General features: G+C 71.3%; 15 protein-coding genes. 4 read left to right on the top strand and 11 right to left on the bottom strand.

What is annotated here, in order from left to right:
* Positions 1-11: 11 nt before the first annotated feature.
* Both AC5DRG_RS38530 and AC5DRG_RS38525 read right to left on the bottom strand, forming a co-directional pair.
* Entirely contained in the window at positions 12-1,271 is a 1,260-nt protein-coding gene (locus AC5DRG_RS38530; RefSeq protein ID WP_491804385.1) for an AI-2E family transporter, read from the bottom strand.
* A gap of 60 nt (positions 1,272-1,331) precedes the next feature.
* On the bottom strand, positions 1,332-1,526 hold the full coding sequence (locus AC5DRG_RS38525) for a DUF3046 domain-containing protein (RefSeq protein ID WP_491804384.1): 195 nt from the start codon (positions 1,524-1,526) through the stop codon (positions 1,332-1,334).
* Positions 1,527-1,606: 80 nt separating this feature from the next.
* On the opposite strand from AC5DRG_RS38525, the gene AC5DRG_RS38520 reads away from it, so the two are divergent.
* Positions 1,607-2,551, top strand: coding sequence for a hypothetical protein (locus AC5DRG_RS38520; RefSeq protein WP_491804383.1), 945 nt, complete (start codon positions 1,607-1,609; stop codon positions 2,549-2,551).
* Between the two features lie 12 nt (positions 2,552-2,563).
* Here AC5DRG_RS38520 and AC5DRG_RS38515 read toward each other — a convergent pair whose 3' ends face one another.
* Genes AC5DRG_RS38515 through AC5DRG_RS38505 form a run of 3 tightly spaced genes read right to left on the bottom strand, consistent with a single transcriptional unit; the run spans position 2,564 to position 4,502 of the window.
* The gene (locus AC5DRG_RS38515; protein ID WP_491804382.1) at positions 2,564-2,872 is read right to left on the bottom strand and encodes an AzlD domain-containing protein; all 309 of its coding nucleotides are present in this window, start codon (positions 2,870-2,872) and stop codon (positions 2,564-2,566) included.
* Positions 2,869-3,636 carry an AzlC family ABC transporter permease gene (locus AC5DRG_RS38510; RefSeq protein WP_491804381.1) on the bottom strand — a complete coding sequence of 256 codons (768 nt, stop codon included), beginning with the start codon at positions 3,634-3,636 and terminating at the stop codon, positions 2,869-2,871. The genes AC5DRG_RS38515 and AC5DRG_RS38510 overlap by 4 nt, the downstream gene beginning before the upstream one ends.
* Positions 3,537-4,502 (bottom strand): AraC family transcriptional regulator, encoded by a 966-nt coding sequence (locus AC5DRG_RS38505; protein ID WP_491804379.1) that lies wholly within the window; start codon positions 4,500-4,502, stop codon positions 3,537-3,539. The genes AC5DRG_RS38510 and AC5DRG_RS38505 overlap by 100 nt, the downstream gene beginning before the upstream one ends.
* A gap of 118 nt (positions 4,503-4,620) precedes the next feature.
* Here AC5DRG_RS38505 and AC5DRG_RS38500 point away from each other — a divergent pair, with 118 nt between their 5' ends.
* The 3 genes from AC5DRG_RS38500 to AC5DRG_RS38490 all read left to right on the top strand — a co-directional run bounded on the left by AC5DRG_RS38500 (position 4,621) and on the right by AC5DRG_RS38490 (position 11,285).
* Positions 4,621-9,528 carry an ATP-dependent helicase gene (locus AC5DRG_RS38500; protein WP_491804378.1) on the top strand — a complete coding sequence of 1,636 codons (4,908 nt, stop codon included), beginning with the start codon at positions 4,621-4,623 and terminating at the stop codon, positions 9,526-9,528.
* 76 nt (positions 9,529-9,604) lie between these two features.
* A complete protein-coding gene (locus AC5DRG_RS38495) occupies positions 9,605-10,447 on the top strand; it encodes an Fpg/Nei family DNA glycosylase (protein ID WP_491804376.1) in 843 nt (280 codons plus the stop codon).
* Between the two features lie 73 nt (positions 10,448-10,520).
* Entirely contained in the window at positions 10,521-11,285 is a 765-nt protein-coding gene (locus AC5DRG_RS38490) for an SDR family NAD(P)-dependent oxidoreductase (RefSeq protein ID WP_491804374.1), read from the top strand.
* Between the two features lie 614 nt (positions 11,286-11,899).
* Here AC5DRG_RS38490 and AC5DRG_RS38485 read toward each other — a convergent pair.
* The 6 genes from AC5DRG_RS38485 to AC5DRG_RS38460 form a co-directional block, all read right to left on the bottom strand.
* Positions 11,900-12,274, bottom strand: coding sequence for a helix-turn-helix domain-containing protein (locus tag AC5DRG_RS38485; RefSeq protein WP_276112160.1), 375 nt, complete (start codon positions 12,272-12,274; stop codon positions 11,900-11,902).
* Positions 12,275-12,383: 109 nt separating this feature from the next.
* Complete coding sequence (locus tag AC5DRG_RS38480) at positions 12,384-12,929, bottom strand: CinA family protein (RefSeq protein WP_491804372.1); 546 nt, start codon at positions 12,927-12,929, stop codon at positions 12,384-12,386.
* The gene (gene pgsA / locus AC5DRG_RS38475; RefSeq protein WP_491804371.1) at positions 12,926-13,768 is read right to left on the bottom strand and encodes a CDP-diacylglycerol--glycerol-3-phosphate 3-phosphatidyltransferase; all 843 of its coding nucleotides are present in this window, start codon (positions 13,766-13,768) and stop codon (positions 12,926-12,928) included. The genes AC5DRG_RS38480 and pgsA overlap by 4 nt, the downstream gene beginning before the upstream one ends.
* Positions 13,765-15,261, bottom strand: coding sequence for a 30S ribosomal protein S12 methylthiotransferase RimO (gene rimO / locus AC5DRG_RS38470; RefSeq protein WP_491804370.1), 1,497 nt, complete (start codon positions 15,259-15,261; stop codon positions 13,765-13,767). Before rimO ends, pgsA begins: the two co-directional genes overlap by 4 nt.
* Before the next feature lie 89 nt (positions 15,262-15,350).
* The gene (locus AC5DRG_RS38465; RefSeq protein ID WP_491804369.1) at positions 15,351-16,196 is read right to left on the bottom strand and encodes a helix-turn-helix domain-containing protein; all 846 of its coding nucleotides are present in this window, start codon (positions 16,194-16,196) and stop codon (positions 15,351-15,353) included.
* A 262-nt stretch (positions 16,197-16,458) separates the two neighbouring features.
* Entirely contained in the window at positions 16,459-19,176 is a 2,718-nt protein-coding gene (locus AC5DRG_RS38460) for a DNA translocase FtsK (RefSeq protein WP_491804367.1), read from the bottom strand.
* Between the last annotated feature and the right edge of the window lie 13 nt (positions 19,177-19,189).

Raw genomic sequence — 19,189 nt, 5'->3', positions numbered from 1 at the left:
CCGGCCGCCGCTCAGCCGGAGCCCTCGTCGGACTCCCCGGGTTCCTCCACCCGAGGTCGCTCCCACAGCCGCCGCGCGCGCGTGAGCAGGCCGCCCCCCGATCCGCGTCCCCGGTGGCCGTGGACGCGAGGGTCGTCCGTGACGTCGTACCGCTTCACGTACGCCCCCAGGAAGGCCTGCAGCGTGGCGACCGCCGGGATGGCGATCAGAGCGCCGACGGCGCCGAGGAGCGCGGTGCCGGCGACGACCGACCCGAAGGCGACCGCAGGATGGATGTCGACCGTCTTCGATGTCAGCTTGGGCTGCAGCACGTAGTTCTCGAACTGCTGGTAGATCACGACGAAGATCAGCACCCACAGCGCGTACCAGGGATCGACCGTGAAGGCGATCAGCATCGGCAGGGCGCCCGCGAGATAGGTGCCGATGGTGGGGATGAACTGCGAGACGAGACCCACCCAGACGGCGAGCACGGGCGCGTACGGGATGCCCAGGGACTCCAACAGGATGTAGTGCGCTATGCCGGAGATCAGCGCCATCAGTCCGCGCGAGTAGATGTAGCCGCCGGTCTTGTCGACGGCGATCTCCCACGCGCGCAGCACCTCGGCCTGCTTGGCGGGCGGCAGCACGGAGCACAGGGCACGCCGCAGTCGCGGCCCGTCGGCGGCGAAGTAGAACGAGAACAACGCGATCGTCAGCAGCTGGAAGAGGCCCCCGAGCACCTGGGCGGAGACGTCCAGGACGCCGGTCGCGCTGTTCTGCACGTAGTTGCGCAGCCAGTCGGAGCGGAGCAGGCCCTCCTGGACGTCCACCCGCTTCAGGTCGGTGTGGAAGTGCGCGTTGACCCAGTTGATGACGGAGTCGAGATAGTTCGGGAAATCCTCGACGATCTTGATGATCTGGCCCGCGAGCATCGAGCCGAGCAGCGTGACGAATCCGGCGCTCACGATCAGCAGGCCGAGGAAGACCAGAAAGGTGGCGAACCCCCTGCGCATACCGCGGGACGCCATCCGGCTCACCGCGGGCTCGATGGCGAGCGCCAGGAAGAACGCGATGAGGATGTTGATCAGCAGGCCGGTGAGCTGGTGAAAAGCCCAACTGCCCAGCTGGAACACGGCGATGAGGGCAAGCGCCAGCACCATGGCGCGCGGCAGCCAGCGCGGCATGCGTGCGCCCGGCACGACGGTGCCTTCCGCCGGGGGCCGGGCGGGCGGCGTCGTGCCGAACGGGGATGCCTGCTGGGCGACCTGTCCGGTCTCATCTGTGGGTGCCACGGAGCAAGTCTCGCCCACGCCACCGACAATCGGCTGCCGTCCCGCGATCTTCGTGCCCGATCAGCGCTTCTCCTGCGGAACGTTCACGGCCGTACAGACGGCTCGCCACACGTCCTTCGCCTCCCAGCCCGCGTTCAGCGCCTCGTGCACCGTGCGCCCGCCGAGCTCCGACATCACATGATCACGCGCGAAGGTGTCGGCGTACCCCGTACCGAAGTGCTCCGCCATTCGCTCCCAGAAGACCGTCAACCGCATGACACCAGTATCCCGCCCCTGAGAGTGGGCCCGAGCCGGGACCACTTGCCGAGAACGCTTTCCGTCCTACGGTCTGGCTCATGGCCGAAACCGGAGCTTCCCCACTCCCCCCGACGCCCCCGGCGCACTCCCCGCTGTTCCGCGCCGAGCACTTCGTGTGGCTCAACGCGCGCGTGCTGGAGCAGCGCCTCTTCGCGTACCACTTCCTGAACGGAAGCGCCGAGCCGGTGGAGACCGCGCTGGACGCCTACCGCAACGACGACGGCGGGTACGGCCACGCGCTGGAGCCCGATCTGCGCGGCCCGGTGAGCCAGCCGCTGCACACCGGCCACGCCCTGCGCGTCCTGGACTCCATCGGGCGCTGCGGCGGACAGCGGGTAGAGCGCGTGTGCCGCTACCTGACCTCGGTCTCCACGGCGGACGGTGCCCTGCCGGCGATTCATCCCAGCCAGCGCGGCTATCCGACGGCCCCCTTCGTGCCGATCGTGGACGACCCGCCCAGCGAACTCCTCGCCACAGGGCCGGTGGTGGGCCTCCTGCACCGCAACGAGGTGTGGCACGCCTGGCTGTTCCGGGCGACTGACTTCTGCTGGCAGCGGGTCGATTCCCTGGAGAAGTCCCACCCGTACGAGATCGAGGCCGCCGTGGCCTTCCTGGACTCGGCCCCCGACCGCCCGCGCGCGGAGGCGACCGCCGACCGCCTCGGCCGACTGGTGCGCGAACACCGCCTGGCGGCACTGGACCCGGACCACCTCGACGCGTACCCGGTCGCTCCCGGCTACGCGCGCGGTGAACACCACTTCCCGCACGACTACGCCAGGACGCCACACTCCCTCGCGCGCGCGTGGTTCACGGACGAGGAGATGACGCGCTCCCTGGACTTCCTCGCGGGCGAGCAGCAGGAGGACGGCGGCTGGCCGATCCGCTGGCGGCAGTGGGCACCGGGGCCGGCCCTGGAGGCCCGCCCCATGGTGACGATCGAGGCCCTGCGCACCCTCAGGGCGTACGGCCGACCCATCGGCTGAACCCCGCCCTCCTCACCCGCCCATGGCCCGGACCCCCGCCGTCACGATCACCGCGGCCGCGACGACGAGCAGGAACGGGGCACGCAGAACCAGCGCCACGGCGGCCGCCGCGAGCCCCGCGGCCCTCGCGTCCAGCACGAGCGCGTGCCCGTCCGCGAAGGTCTGCTGAGCCGTGAGGGCGGCGAGAAGGGCAACGGGCAGCAGGGCGGCGAGACGCTTGACGAGAGGCCGCTCGAGAACGCCCGCGGGCACGAGCAGTCCGGCGAGCTTGACGGCGTAGCAGCCGAGGGCGGTCGCACCGATCGCGATCCAGACGTTCAACGTGCCTCCCCTTGTGCGTCGTTGTCGCGGTCTTCCGCGTCGTTGCGATGGCCGCCCCTACGACGGCCTTCCGCCCACAGGACGACCGGCGCCGCGAGCGCGGCCACCAGGACCGGCACACCTGCGGGCAGCAGGGGCAGCGCACCGAGCCCCAGCAGAACCGCGAGCACGGCGACGACGCGTTCGGTCGTCGTCTTGAGCATGGGCGCGAGCAGCGCCAGGAACACGGCGGGCCCGGCCGCGTCGAGACCCCACGCCTCGGTGTCCCCCATGGCCTTGGCACCCAGTGCGCCGAGCAGGGTGGTGAGGTTCCACAGCACGTACAGGCTGATTCCCGTGACCGCGAACCCGATCCGCGCACTGCGCCGGGTGGGCTGAGCGAGCGTGACGGCCGCCGTCTCGTCGATGACCCAATGGGCGGCGAACGGCCGCACCGCGCGCGGGAGTGCCAGCAACTGCGACAGCCGCAGCCCGTAGAAGGCGTTGCGCACACCGAGGAAGAAGGCACCCGCGGCCGCGGTGAAGGGACTGCCCCCTGCGGCGAGCGCCCCCACGAGCGCGAACTGGGAGGCCCCCGTGAACACCAGGAGGCTGAGCGCGCACGTCTGCAACAACGTGAGCCCGCTGCCGGCCGAGGTCACCCCGAAGGCGAACCCGGACAGTCCTACGGCGACCCCGACTCCGAGGGCGTCCCGGACGACGGCGGTATCGGGCTTTCCTCCGCTTTGCGTGCGTATGTCTGCGAGAGCTGTCTGTTCTGCCACACGTCGGACGGTAGGAGCAGGTGCCGCGGCTCGTCTTGTACGTTCTTGCGCTCACGCTGGTACGCCCCTGGAGGCACGCCCACGATCCGCGCGAAGTGGCGGTTGAGGTGCGGCTGATCGGTGAACCCCACAGCGAGTGCCGCCTCCGCCGGCGCGGTCCCCGCGTCCAGCAGCCGTCGTGCCCGACGCACGCGGGCATCGGTCAGCCAGGTGTGCGGCGGCATCCCGTAGGCGTCCCGGAACGCCCGCAGCAGGGCGAACGGACTGGTGCCAAGCTCGGCAGCGAGCCTCTCCAGACTCGGCGGCTCGACCATCCGCTCCTCCAGCGCGGCACGCGCGCGTGCCGCGACGCTCGCCCCCGCACTCCGCACGGCCCGCCGCGGAAGCGACCCCCCGTTCAGCCGGAGCAGCCGGGTCACCGCGACCCGCAACAGGGTGTCGGCGGCAAGCGCGTTGCCCTCGTCGGCGGCCCGCAACAGCTGATGCACGAGCCCCACGGTGTACGGATCGTCGAACACGGGATGGACGAACCCGGGCGTGCCGCGAATCGACGTGGTCTCCGCGGCGATCTCGGCCACCACGTCCGGCGAGGGATAGACGGCCCCGTACCGCCACCCCTCGGGAACCCCGGCCCGCCCGGTGTGCGGGGTGTCCGGATTGATCAGCGCGAGCGTTCCCGCGCCCGCGTACTGATCGGCTCCGCGATGATGAAAGACCTCCACGCCGTCGGCGATGGCGGCGATGACGAAGTTCTCGTGCGTATGCCGGACGAACGTCTTCCGGATGTACCGGGCCCGCAGCAGATCGACACCGGGCAGCTCCGCGTACCGCCAGTGCCGTGCCAGTTCCTTCCCGGGCCCCGCCATGCCCCCATTCTCCGGGACAGGACCGCGAAGCCCCCCCACCCGCAGCCGTCCGACCCGGGTCGGCGCAGCATCGTCGCAGGCCAGCAGCATTGTCAGTGCCGGGGTGCAGGATGGACGCATGGTCAGCTCCGCACACCGAGCCCTCGACGGCTTCTCCCCCGCGACCCGCGCCTGGTTCACGGGGGCCTTCTCCGCGCCCACCGCGGCCCAGGCGGGCGCGTGGCAGGCCATCGGAGCGGGCTCGGACGTGCTGGTGGTCGCCCCGACCGGCTCCGGCAAGACCCTGGCCGCCTTTCTCGCCGCCCTGGACCAGCTGGCCTCGACGCCCGCGCCGGCCGACCCGAGGAAACGCTGTCGCGTTCTCTACGTCTCGCCGCTCAAGGCCCTCGCCGTCGACGTCGAGCGCAACCTCCGCAGCCCGCTCACCGGCATCCGCCAGGAGTCCGTGCGCCTTGGCCTCCCCGAGCCCGAGGTGAAGGTCGGCATCCGCTCCGGCGACACCCCGCCCGCCGAGCGCCGCGCGCTCTCCACCCGCCCGCCGGACATCCTGATCACCACCCCGGAGTCCCTGTTCCTGATGCTGACGTCGGCCACGCGCGACGCGTTGACCGGCATCGAGACGGTGATCCTGGACGAGGTGCACGCGGTGGCGGGCACCAAGCGCGGCGCACACCTCGCGCTCTCCCTCGAGCGCCTCGACGAGATCCTCCCGAGGCCCGCCCGCCGCATCGGCCTCTCGGCCACCGTCCGCCCGGTCGACGAGGTCGCCCGCTATCTCTCCCCGCGCCGCAAGGTGGAGATCGTCCAGCCGAAGTCCGGCAAGGAGTTCGACCTCTCGGTGGTCGTCCCGGTCGAGGACCTGGGCGAACTGGGCGGCTCCCCGGTGGCCGACGGCAGCGAGGGCACGGAGCGCCCGTCGATCTGGCCGCACGTGGAGGAGCGGATCGCCGACCTGGTCCAGTCCCACCGCTCGACGATCGTGTTCGCCAACTCCCGCCGCCTCGCGGAGCGTCTGTGCAACCGGCTCAACGAGATCGCGTACGAGCGGGCCACCGGCGAGCCCCTGGACGAACACCACGCCCCCGCGGAACTGATGGGCGGTTCGGGGGCGGCCCAGGGCGCCCCGCCCGTCATCGCCCGCGCCCACCACGGTTCGGTCTCCAAGGAGCAACGCGCCCTGGTCGAGGAGGACCTCAAGGCCGGCCGGCTGCCCGCCGTGGTCGCCACCTCCAGCCTTGAGCTGGGCATCGACATGGGCGCGGTCGACCTCGTCGTCCAGGTGGAGTCCCCGCCCTCCGTGGCCTCCGGCCTCCAGCGCGTCGGCCGCGCGGGACACCAGGTGGGCGCTGTCTCGACCGGCGTGGTCTTCCCGAAGTACCGCGGCGACCTCGTCCAGGCGGCCGTGGTCACCGAGCGCATGCGCACCGGCTCCATCGAGTCGCTCCGGGTCCCCGCGAACCCCCTGGACGTCCTCGCCCAACAGCTCGTCGCGATGACGGCGTTGGACACCTGGCAGGTCGACGACCTGCTCGCCACGATCCGCCGCGCCGCGCCGTTCGCCGCGCTGCCGGAGTCGGCGTTCACGGCCGTCCTGGACATGCTCGCGGGCCGCTATCCGTCGGACGCGTTCGCGGAGCTGCGCCCGCGCGTGGTGTGGGACCGGGTCGCCGGCACGATCACCGGCCGCCCGGGCGCCCAGCGCCTCGCCGTCACCTCGGGTGGCACGATCCCCGACCGCGGTCTCTTCGGCGTCTTCCTCGCCGGCGCCGACCCCAAGAAGGGCGGCGGCCGGGTCGGCGAACTCGACGAGGAGATGGTCTACGAGTCCCGCGTCGGCGACGTCTTCACGCTCGGCACCAGCTCCTGGCGCATCGAGGACATCACGCGCGACCGCGTCCTGGTCTCCCCCGCGCCGGGCGTGCCGGGCCGGCTGCCCTTCTGGAAGGGCGACCAGCTGGGCCGCCCGCTCGAACTGGGCCGTGCGGTGGGCGCGTTCCTGCGCGAGGTCGGCTCACTGCCCAAGGACGACGCCCGCCTGCGCCTCCTCGCCGCGGGCCTCGACGCCTGGGCCGCGGACAACGTGCTGTCCTACCTGGACGAGCAGCGCGAGGCCTGCGGCCACATCCCGGACGACCGCACGATCGTCGTGGAGCGTTTCCGGGACGAGCTCGGCGACTGGCGGGTCGTCGTCCACTCCCCCTTCGGCGCCCAGGTCCACGCCCCGTGGGCCCTCGCACTCGGCGCCAAGCTCTCCGAGCGCTACGGCATGGACGCCCAGGTCATGCACGCCGACGACGGCATCGTCCTGCGCCTCCCGGACGCCGACCTGATGGGCCTGGACCTCCTCGACCAGGAGCCCATGAAGGCCGGCACGGAGTGGGACGCCGAGCAGGCCCCGGTCGGCGCGGCGGACGTGACCTTCGACAAGGGCGAGGTCGACCAGATCGTCACCGACCAGGTCGGCGGCTCGGCGCTGTTCGCGGCCCGCTTCCGCGAGTGCGCCACCCGGGCGCTGCTGCTGCCGCGCCGCAACCCCGGCAAGCGCACCCCGCTGTGGCAGCAGCGTCAGCGCGCCGCCCAACTGCTGCAGGTGGCCAGCGAGTTCGGCTCATTCCCGATCGTCCTCGAAGCCGTCCGCGAATGCCTCCAGGACGTCTTCGACGTACCGGGTCTCACCGAGCTGATGGGCGACATCGAGTCCCGCAAGGTGCGCCTCGTAGAGGTCACCACTCCCGAGCCGTCCCCCTTCGCCCGCTCCCTCCTCTTCGGGTACGTCGCCCAGTTCCTCTACGAGGGAGACTCACCGCTGGCCGAGCGCCGCGCCGCCGCCCTCTCGCTGGACTCGCGCCTGCTGGCCGAGCTGCTCGGCCAGGCCGAACTGCGCGAACTGCTCGACGCCGAGGTACTGACCGAGCTGGAGCGGGAGCTCCAGTGGCTCACTGAAGACCGTCGCGCGAAGGACGCCGAGAGCGTCGCCGACCTGTTGCGCCTCCTCGGCCCGCTCACGGACGCCGAGTTGGCCGAGCGGGGTGCCGAGCCGCAGTGGGCGCAGGAGCTGACCGCCGCCCGCCGCGCGATCCGGGTCCGCATCGCGGGGACGGACCACTGGGCGGCGATCGAGGACGCCGGCCGCCTGCGCGACGCGCTCGGCACAGCCCTCCCCGTGGGCGTGCCAGAAGCCTTCACCGAACCGGTCAAGGATCCGCTCGGCGATCTCCTCGCGCGCTACGCCCGCACACACGGCCCGTTCACATCGGCCACGGCAGCGGCCCGCTTCGGTCTGGGCGTCGCGGTCACCGACGGCGCGTTGCAACGCCTCTCGGCGAACGGCCGGGTCGTACAAGGGGAGTTCCACCCGGCCGGCATCGGCCAGGAGTGGTGTGACGCGACGGTCCTGCGCCGTCTGCGGCGCCGCTCCCTGGCCGCCCTGCGGCACGAGCTGGAACCGGTGCCGCCGCCGGCGCTCGCCCAGTTCCTGCCGCAGTGGCAGCACATCGGCAAGGGGCACGGCCTGCGCGGCATCGACGGACTGGTGCGCGCGGTCGAGCAGTTGCAGGGCGCCTCCGTACCCGCCTCCGCCCTGGAGAAACTCGTCCTGCCGTCCCGAGTCGCGAACTACACGCCCGCGATGCTCGACGAACTCACCGCCGCAGGCGAGGTGGTGTGGGCCGGAGCAGGCTCCCTGCCCGGCAAGGACGGCTGGGTCTCCCTGTATCTGGCGGACGCGGCCCCGCTGCTCCTCCCGCCCCCGCACCCGCTGGAGCTGACCGCGCTGCACCAGTCCGTCCTGGACGCCCTCACCGGCGGCTACGGCCTGTTCTTCCGCCAGATCACCGACCAGGTCCGCGCCACCACCCACCCCGACATCACCGATCCCCAACTGGCCGACGCCGTCTGGGATCTGGCCTGGTCGGGCCGGCTGACGAACGACACCCTCACACCGATGCGCTCCCTGCTGGGCTCGGGCCGCACCGCGGGCTCCACAGCCCACCGCGCCAAGCGCACGGTCCCGCGCGGGCGCTACGGCTCCCTGACGGCCGCCGCACGCCCCGCGTCCCGCAGCGGCCCGCCGACCGTCGCAGGCCGCTGGTCGCTCCTCCCCGAGCCCGAGCCGGACCCCACCGTCCGTGCTCACGCGCTGGCCCGCACACTCCTCGACCGGCACGGCGTGGTGACCCGGGGAGCAGTCTCCGCCGAGGGCGTCGAGGGCGGCTTCTCGGCGACGTACCGCATCCTGTCCGTTTTCGAGGAGAGCGGCCAGGCAAGGCGCGGCTACGTGGTGGAGGGGCTCGGCGCCGCGCAGTTCGCGATGGACGGCGCGGTGGACCGCCTCCGTGCGGTGGCCAACGCCCGAGAGCGCGGCGAAACCCTGCCAGGACCGGCCGTCACGGACGGCGGGTCACAGAGCCAGGGCGCCCCCAACGGCCACACCCCCGGCTCCCTCACCGGCCTCGATCCCGCCGACGACTTCGACCCGTCCGTCTTCGAAGCCCTCGGTCCTTTCCCGAGCGACTTCGATTCACCGGACGAAGCCTCCTCCCCCTTCGCCCCGCGGGCCACCCCCACCTGGCAGCGCGACGCAAGCCCCCCATACAACTCCGGCTTCCCCACCCCCCGTACCCGGCCGACCCCCGCGTCCCGAGCGGTCGTCCTGGCCGCCGCCGACCCCGCGAACGCGTACGGCGCCGCGCTCCCCTGGCCCGAGCCCCCAACCGGCGCCGGGCACAAGCCGGGCCGTAAGGCGGGCTCTCTCGTGGTGCTCGTCGACGGCGAGCTGGCGCTCTACATGGAGCGGGGCGGCAAGACGCTGCTGGCCTGGCCATCAGACCCGGACGGCACGGCCACCGAGGATCCACGCCTGCAAGCGGCCGCGGAAGCCCTGGCAGGGGCAGCCCGAGCGGGTTCCCTCGGCACGGTCACGGTGGAGCGCGTCAACGGCGCCTCGGCCCTCACCTCCCCCATCGGCGCCCTCCTGGAAGGAGCAGGCTTCATCGCGACCCCACGCGGGCTGCGACTGCGAGCGTGACCAACCGCCGCCGCCCCAGTCACCGACTGCACACCACCACAACCCGCCCTGTCCCACCCCGTGCCACCCTTGACCCATGCCCGAAGGAGACACGGTCTGGCAGACCGCGAGCCGGCTCCACGCCGCCCTCGCGGGCCACGTGCTGATCCGCAGCGACCTCCGGGTGCCCAGGTACGCCACGGCCGACCTCACCGGCCGCACCGTCCTCGACGTCACCCCGCGCGGCAAGCACCTGCTCACCCGCATCGAAGGCGGCCTGACGCTGCACTCACACCTGCGGATGTACGGTTCCTGGAAGATCTACGCGGCCGGCCTGCGCTGGAGCGGCGGCCCGGCCCACCAGATCCGCGCGATCCTCGGCACGGCCGACCACACGGCCGTCGGCTACCGCCTCCCCGTCCTGGAACTCCTGCGCACCACCGAAGAACCCCGCGCCGTAGGCCACCTGGGCCCCGACCTCCTGGGCCCGGACTGGAACCCCGACCAGGCCCTGGCCAACCTCCTCGCCGATCCCGCCCGTCCCCTCGGCGAAGCCCTGCTCGACCAGCGCAACCTCGCCGGCATCGGCAACATCTACAAGAGCGAACTCTGCTTCCTCCTCGGCGCAACCCCCTGGCTCCCCGTCGGCGCACTCCCCGCCGACCGCGCCACGAAGCTGCCCACCCTCGCCAAGAGGCTCCTGGAAGCCAACCGCGACCGCCCGATCCGCTCCACGACGGGCCGCCGCGGCCAGGACCTGTTCGTGTACGGCCGCGCACCCCGCCCCTGTCTGCGCTGCCACACCCCGATCCGCGCAGCCGACCAGGGCGACGGCTCCCGCGAGCGCCCCACGTACTGGTGCCCGACCTGCCAGACGGGCCCGGCCCCGACCCCGGGCTCCCGCCAAACACCCCGCGCCCGCCCCCGTACAACCAACTGACGACACCGGCCGCCGGCAGACAACCGACGCCGAGCAATTGACGACCCGTCAGAAACCTTCGTACCGTCCCTTCATGCCCGTCAACGCGTACGACCTCACCGGACGCACCGCATTCGTCACCGGCGCCGCCAGCGGCATCGGCCGGGCCTCGGCAGTCCTGTTGGCCGAGGCGGGCGCGAGTGTGCACTGCGCGGACCGCGACGCGCAGGGCCTGCACGAGACGGAAACCCTCATCAAGGACGGGGGTGACACCGCCCGCACGCACCACCTCGATGTCACCGACCGCGCCCAGGTCAGAGGGGCCGTCGAGTCCTGCGAGCGGCTGGACGTGATGGCGGCGGTCGCCGGGATCATGCACAGCAGCCCGGTTCTGGAGACGCGGGACGAGGACCTCGACCGGGTGCTGAGCGTCAACTTCAAGGGTGTGCTGTACGCCTGCCAGGAGGCGGCCCGTCTGATGCTCGCCCGGAACATCCGGGGCAGCATCATCACCATGGCCTCCGGCGCGATCGACACCGGCGGTGCGGGGCTGCTCTGCTACAGCGCGGCCAAGGCGGCCGTGGTCCAGCTGACGAAGACACTGGCGACCGAGGTCGGCCCGCACGGCATCCGCGTCAACGCGGTCGCACCGGGCTGGATCCGCACCCCCATGACCGACCGCCACGACGACGAGGCACAGGCGCACACCGAGGCGTTCATGGCCCGGCTCTCTCCCCTGGGGCGGGTCGGCGCACCGGAGGACATCGCCCACGCCGTGCTGCACCTGGCCTCGGACGCGTCGTCGTTCACGACGGGTCAGATCCTCCGCCCCAACGGCGGCGTGGCGATGCCTTGGTAGCAGCCTGCGAACCACGGTCGGAACCGGGCGAAGCGTGAGCAGAGCCCGGCGGCACAGACAGAGCCCCCGCCTCCATTGACGCCTCGGTGGGCGCAGCCACCACCCGCCACGCCCCCGTCCATCGCCCCGCGGCCAGAGCCCCAGCCGCCCGCGCCTTCGGCACACAGTGCACCGGCAACAGGCTCAGCCCCCATCCCCCGGCGGCCACCGCCCCCTCCAGCACCCCGGCCCCGGGCGCCAGCGCGAGCCGCAGCACAGCCCACCACCACAGCACCCCGAGCCCGAGAACGGCCCCCAAGCGCGCTATCCGTCCCGCCATGGCCCAACCTCCAGCCCAACGCTAGAACGCCACGCTCACTCGCAGGGAGGGCGCACCACAGGCACACAGGCGCACCGTGCACCTCTCTCGGCACTGCCCGGCACTGTCCACCATGACCGCCCCACCCCCGCGCGGCAAACGGACCCCACACCCCGGGACACCCGCGACCTCCATGGACCCCCGACAACGCGAAAACCCCGGCCGCACTCCCCCGGGTCTCCCCGGAGAAGCCCCGGCCGGGGCCTCGCACACTTCGTCAGCGCATCATCAGCTCATGCGCGCATACGCGTGGGTGTCACGCGGCGACCACGTCGACCGCCTCGGCGGGTGCCTTGATGGTCACCCGTTCCGGTGGCACGCCGGTCACCGACACGGAACCCAGCATCGGGCGAACCGGCGTGGGTACAGGATCGGTGGCCGCGGCAGACTGGGCCAGCTCGGCGAGGGCGAGCTCGTCGCTCACTTCTCGCATGAGCTCGGACATCCGTACGTCCAGCGCGTCGCAGATGGCGGAGAGCAGTTCGGAGGAAGCCTCCTTCTGCCCCCGCTCCACCTCGGAGAGATAACCGAGTGAGACTCGGGCGGAGGAGGAGACTTCGCGCAGAGTACGGCCCTGGCGCTGGCGCTGCCGACGCAGCACGTCACCCAGCAGGCGACGGAGCAGAATCATCGGTGGCTCCCTCCTCGGACCGTGTAACCGCATCCTTCACGCCCCACCGTACCGCCTTGCGCCGCGGCCGTGCGGGGAGCGATGTCGTGTTCACTCAGGGCTGCAAACATCAAAACCCCCCGTTCTGTTCCGTATCCTGTGCCCGCTCATTCCCGGTCTGTTCGCCCGCAAGCTCCTCGATGAGCAGTGCGAGCACGCTCCGTACACTCTCCATACGAATGTCCGCCCGGTGGCCGTTCAACCGCAGCGAGGCCACTTTCCCGCCACCTGTGCTTCCGGAACCGGCCTCAAAGGGCCCGTCCACGGCGACGAAAACCGTCCCGACCGGCTTCCCGTCCTGGGGTTCAGGACCTGCGACCCCGGTGGTCGCGATGCCCCAGTCGGCGCCCAGAGCCTTCCGCACGCCGGCCGCCATCTGGGCCGCGACCTGCGCATCCACCGCCCCGCGCTGCGCCAGCAGGGTGGCGTCGACGCCGAGCAGCTCATGCTTCAGTTCGGTGGCGTAGGCGGTCACCGAGCCCCGGAAGGCCTTGGACGCCCCGGGAACCGCTGTGATCTCCGCCGCAACGAGGCCACCGGTCAGCGACTCGGCGACGGCGAGCGTCTCACCCTTCACGGTGAGTAGTCTCACGACTTCAGCGGCCGCGGAACTCAAGCTTCCGTCTCCTCCAACGCGGCCTTGCGCTCGGCGATTCCCTGCCTGCGCAGCACAATGGCCTGTCTCACATAGTCGAGCCCGGACACCACGGTCAGGACGACCGCCGCAGCCATCACCCAGAACCTCAGGGTGGCCAGCCACCCCGTCAGCGCCAGCACATACATGCCGACGGCCACGCCCTGCGTGAGCGTCTTGAGCTTGCCGCCACGGCTCGCCGGGATGACGCCGTACCGGATGACAAGAAAACGCAGCAGCGTGATCCCGAGTTCCCGCCCGAGGATGACGCACGTCACCCACCACGGCAGATCGCCCAGCGAGGAGAGACAGATCAGCGCAGCCCCCATGATCGCCTTGTCGGCGATAGGGTCGGCGATCTTCCCGAAGTCGGTGACGAGGTCGTAGGTGCGCGCCAGATGGCCGTCGAAGAGGTCGGTGATCATCGCGATGGCGAACGCCGCCCAGGCGAGCGAACGCCACGCCGGGTCGTACCCGCCGTCGGCCAGCATCAGGGCCACGAAGCCGGGCACGAGGACCAGCCGGAGCATGGTCAGGAGGTTGGCGATGTTCCAGACGCTGGCCTGGTTGACCGCGGCCGCGGCGATCTTCCCGCCGCGCGCCGACTTGGCGCCCTCGGCACTCCCCGCGCCCCCCGCGCCCTCCCGTGCGCCGGAGGCATCCGGAGTCCCGGACGCACCCGCCCCACCGGACGAAGTGACGGACGCGGCACCCGACGGGCCGACGGAGGAGGCACCGGACGGCGCGAGGGGCGAAGCACTCGTGGCCGCGCCGTTCGCGCTGGAGGAGCCGCCCGCAGCGGATGCCGGTACTCCGGTCATCTGCCCGCCTCCTCACTACACCCGAGCGAGCCCTGAAGCGGCTCGGCCACCAGGTCGACACCTTCCGTACCGACCACCTTCGCCTCGACCATACGGCCGACGCTCAGACCTTCGCCGCTCGTGAGCAGCACCTGTCCGTCCGTCTCGGGGGCTTGGTGCGCGCCACGGCCGTAGACACCCTCGGCCGGGTCCACCGACTCGACGAGCACGTGGACGGTCTCGCCGACCCGGTCCTCGGCCCGCTGCGAGACCAGTTCCTCCGCGAGCCGGGAAATGTGCGCCAGCCGCTCGGCGACGACGTCCTCGTCCAGCTTGTTCTCGTACGTCGCCGCCTCGGTGCCCTCCTCGTCGGAGTAGCCGAAGACACCGATGGCGTCCAGCCGTGCGCCGTTCAGGAAGCGCTCCAGCTCCGCCAGGTCGGCCTCGGTCTCGCCGGGGAAGCCCACGATGAAGTTGGAGCGCACGCCTGCCTGCGGGGCCTTGCTCCGGATGGTGTCGAGCAGCTCCAGGAAGCGGTCGGTGTCACCGAAGCGCCGCATCGAGCGCAGCACGTCCGGAGCGGAGTGCTGGAAGGACAGGTCGAAGTAGGGCGCGATGTTCGGCGTCGAGGTCAGTACGTCGATCAGTCCGGGCCGCATCTCGGCCGGCTGGAGGTAGCTGACGCGCACGCGCTCGATGCCGTCGACCTCGGCGAGTTCGGGCAGCAGGGACTCCAGCAGGCGGATGTCGCCCAGGTCCTTGCCGTACGACGTGTTGTTCTCGGAGACCAGCATGACCTCCTTGACGCCCTGCTCGGCCAGCCAGCGCGTCTCGTTCAGGACGTCGCTGGGGCGGCGCGAGATGAAGGAGCCGCGGAAGGACGGGATGGCGCAGAAGGAGCAGCGCCGGTCGCAGCCGGAGGCGAGCTTCACCGAGGCGACCGGGGCGCCGTCCAGGCGGCGGCGCAGGGGCGCGCGGGGGCCGGACGCGGGCGCGAGTCCGTCCGGCAGGTCGGCCGCGGCGGGCTCGGGAAGCTCCACCGCGCCATGCCCCGGCAGCGCGACCTCGGCGGCCGACTCCTGCCGTGCGGCGGGGCTGATCGGCAGCAGCTTGCGCCGGTCGCGCGGGGTGTGCGAGGCGTGGATGCCGCCGTTCAGGATGGTCTGAAGCCGGTCGGAGATGTCCGTGTAGTCGTCGAAGCCGAGCACGCCGTCGGCCTCGGGGAGGGCCTCGGCGAGCTCCTTGCCGTACCGCTCGGCCATGCAGCCCACCGCCACGACGGCCTGAGTTCTCCCGTGCCCCTTGAGATCGTTGGCTTCCAGGAGGGCGTCGACGGAGTCCTTCTTGGCGGCTTCGACGAAGCCACAGGTGTTGACGACAGCGACATCCGCGTCTTCGGCGTCCTCGACGAGTTCCCAGCCGTCCGCCTCCAAGCGGCCTGCGAGCTCCTCCGAGTCCACCTCGTTACGGGCGCAGCCAAGGGTGACGAGTGCGACGGTACGGCGTTCAGGCATGGGCTCAAGACTACTTCGTCCCACTGACACCCCACGTCGACGGGGCCAGGGCCTGGTCAACCCCGTGAATGCAAACCCGATCAGACCGCTTATCCGACCTGCGGGTCGCCCTTCGTATACGTCAGGCGTTCGACGGCCCCCGGCTGGAAGTCGTCGTCGATCTTCTTGCCGTTGACGTAGAGCTGGATCGCTCCGGCGTCACCGAGGACGAGGTTGATCTTCTCGCTGTCCTGGAACGTCTTGGACTCGCCCTGCTTGAGGAGTCCGTCGAACAGGAGCCGGCCGTTGTGGTCCTTGGCGGAGATCCAGCTGCGTCCGTCGCTGGCGCTGACCTGGACGGTCACCTTGTCCTGGGGCGCGGCCGCGATGGCACTGTCCGAGGGGTCGGGCTTCGGGTCCGCGGGCTTGGTGCCCGTGGGCGTGGGCGAGGCGGTCTTGCTGGTCATGGGTGTGGAACCCTCGGCGACCTGCGTCTTGGAGCCGTCGTCGCCACCCTTGAACGCGGTGAAGCCGACGAAGCCGACCACCGCGACGATCGCGGCGACCATGGCGGCGGTCCAGTTGGGCCCACGCCGCTCGGGGCGGATGCGTTCCGCCTCGAACAGGGGTGCGGCCGGGGTCGGGGCCGGGCGGCCGCCGTGCTCGGCGTCGTACTGCGCGAGCAGCGGCGCCGGATCGAGGTGGACGGCCCTGGCCAGCGTTTTGAGGTGACCGCGCGCGTAGACGTCACCACCGCAGGGGGCGAAGTCGTCCGCCTCGATGGCGTGCACGATGCCGATACGAACCCTGGTGGCGCCGCTGACGTCGTCGACGGTCAGCCCGGCAGCGATGCGCGCCTGCTGCAGGGCACGACCGATGGAGGGGCGGACTTCCTCGCGGCCGTCACGATCGTCTTCGAACGGACGCTCGTCTTCAGGGGAGTTGCCGATGGACACGGGGGCGCCTTTCGAGCGTATAGCCGCCTGTGCTGGAGGTTCAGTCTATGGGGGGTGCGAAAGGGTGGGGCAACCGGGCGGTGGGACTTTGTACGCCATCGGAATGGCCGGGCATCCCGACGGCGGCCACGCACGGACCCCGTGGTGGGACCCGTACCTGTCCTCCCGCTCAACTTGACGTACGTCAAGGGGAAACGGTTGCCCGGCGATCTCTAACGGGTGAGTCACGGTCGACAACCCATCCGCCGGACGGCCCGCGTCCCTACCCCTCAGCCTCCCCGCGGATCACCGCGAGCACTCCATCCAACTCATCAGGTTTCACAAGAACATCACGTGCTTTGGACCCTTCGCTGGGTCCGACGACGCCCCGGGACTCCATGAGGTCCATGAGCCGCCCGGCCTTGGCGAAGCCGACGCGCAGCTTCCGCTGGAGCATCGAGGTCGACCCGAACTGGGTGGAGACGACCAGCTCGGCCGCCTGGCACAGCAGGTCGAGGTCGTCGCCGATGTCCTCGTCGATCTCCTTCTTCTGCTTGGTACCCACGGTGACGTCGTCCCGGAAGACGGGCGCCATCTGGTCCTTGCAGTGCTGGACGATCGCCGCGACCTCGTCCTCGGTCACGAATGCGCCCTGCATACGGGTCGGTTTGTTGGCCCCCATCGGCAGGAACAGCCCGTCGCCCTTGCCGATCAGCTTCTCGGCGCCGGGCTGGTCAAGGATGACGCGCGAGTCGGCGAGCGAGGAGGTGGCGAAGGCGAGCCTTGACGGCACGTTCGCCTTGATCAACCCGGTCACGACATCAACAGACGGCCGCTGTGTGGCGAGCACCAGGTGGATGCCGGCCGCGCGCGCGAGCTGCGTGATACGCACGATCGAGTCCTCGACGTCCCGTGGCGCGACCATCATCAGGTCGGCGAGCTCATCGACGATGACCAGCAGATACGGATAGGTCCTGAGCTCCCGCTCGCTGCCTTCCGGCGTCTTGAGCTTGCCGTCGCGGATGGCCTGGTTGAAGTCGTCGATGTGCCGGTACCCGAACGCCGCCAGGTCGTCGTAGCGCAGATCCATCTCCCGTACGACCCACTGGAGCGCCTCGGCGGCCCGCTTCGGGTTGGTGATGATCGGCGTGATCAGGTGCGGGATGCCCTCGTACGCGGTCAGCTCGACGCGCTTGGGGTCGACGAGGACCATACGGACGTCCTCGGGAGTCGCACGGACCATGACGGACGTAATCAGGCAGTTAATGCACGACGATTTACCGGAACCGGTGGCTCCGGCCACCAGGACGTGCGGCATCTTGGCGAGGTTGGCCATGACGTAGCCGCCCTCGACGTCCTTGCCGAGCGCCACCAGCATGGGGTGGTCGTCCTCGGCGGCGTCGGCCAGCCGCAGGACGTCGCCCAGGTTGACCATCTCGCGGTCGGTGTTGGGGATCTCGATGCCGACCGCCGACTTGCCGGGGATCGGGCTGATGATTCGCACGTCCGGGCTGGCGACGGCGTAGGCGATGTTCTTCGTCAGGGCGGTGATCCGCTCGACCTTCACGGCGGGGCCGAGCTCGACCTCGTAGCGCGTGACTGTCGGCCCGCGCGTGAAGCCGGTGACGGCGGCGTCGACCTTGAACTCCATGAAGACGTTCTGCAGGGAGGCGACGACGGCGTCGTTCGCGGCGCTGCGCGTCTTGCCGGGGCCGCCACGCTCCAGGAGGTCGAGCGAGGGCAGCGAGTAGGTGATGTCACCGGAGAGCTGGAGTTGCTCGGCACGCGGCGGCAGGTCGCGCACTTCCTCGGGCGGCGACTTGGTGAGGTCGGGGACCTCGGTCTTCAGCTTCTCCTGCCGGGGGCGTGCCGCCGGTACGGGCGTCGGCTTCGGCGCCGGAGTCGGTGTGGCCTCCTCGCGGTCCCCCACGCTCACCCCTTGGGTGAGGTCGGCGACGATCGGCGAGGGCGGCATGCCGTGCAGGACGGCACCGTCGAGGGCGGCAGCCGCGGCCGCCGCGACGTCCACGGCGTCCATCTGCCGGTCCATGTCGGGCTGCGGCACCGCGGAGCGCCGGGGGCGGCTCCTGCGCCTTGTGAGGGCCTCCTGCTCGGCGCTGTCGGGGTCGTACGTCTGGGGGGCTCCCCCGCGCCTGCGGGAGCGCGCGGGCAGCGCCTCGCGCCACTGCTCGTCGTAGCGCTCGTCGTCCTCGCCGAGATCGTCCTCCTCGGGGTCGTGGACGATGCCGAGCTTCACGCCGAGCAGGCGCAGCCGCTGCGGGATGGCGTTGACCGGGGTGGCCGTGACGACGAGCAGGCCGAAGATCGTGAGCAGCACGAGCAGCGGTACGGCGAGCACCTGGCCCATGGCGTACGTCAGCGGGGTCGCCGCGCCCCAGCCGATGAGGCCACCGGCGTCCCTTATGGCCTGCATGCCGTCGCTGCGGGCGGGCGCTCCGCACGCGATGTGGACCTCGCCGAGCACGCCGATGACGAGCGCGGACAGGCCGATCACGATCCGGCCGTTGGCGTCGGGTTTCTCGGGGTGCCGCATGAAGCGCACGGCGATGGCCGCGAGCAGGAGCGGCACGAGCAGGTCGAGGCGGCCGAAGGCGCCGGTCACCAGGATCTCGACGAGGTCGCCGACGGGGCCGCGCAGGTCCGCCCAGGTGCCCGCGGCGACGATCAGCGCGATACCGAAGAGCAGCAGTGCGATGCCGTCCTTGCGGTGTGCCGGGTCCAGGTTCTTGGCTCCTTGCCCTATACCGCGGAAGACGGCGCCGACGGCGTGCGCGGCGCCGAGCCAGATCGCGCGTACGAGCCAGAAGATGCCGCCGGTGGGATTCGGCGCCGGCTTGGGCGCGGGTTTCGCCGCGCTCTTCCTGGCTGCCGTCTTCTTCGCGGGGGCTTTTTTCGCGGCGACCTTCTTCGCCGGCCCCTTCGCGGGAGCGACAGCCTTCTTGGCGGGCTGCTTCTTGGCTGCGGAGGGACGTGAGGCCATAGGTGTGAGGTTA

The sequence above is a fragment of the Streptomyces sp. JLBG701 genome, from assembly GCF_058544905.1.
The sequence above is the reverse complement of the archived record's forward strand: the minus strand, read 5'-3'. Positions and strand labels throughout refer to the sequence as shown.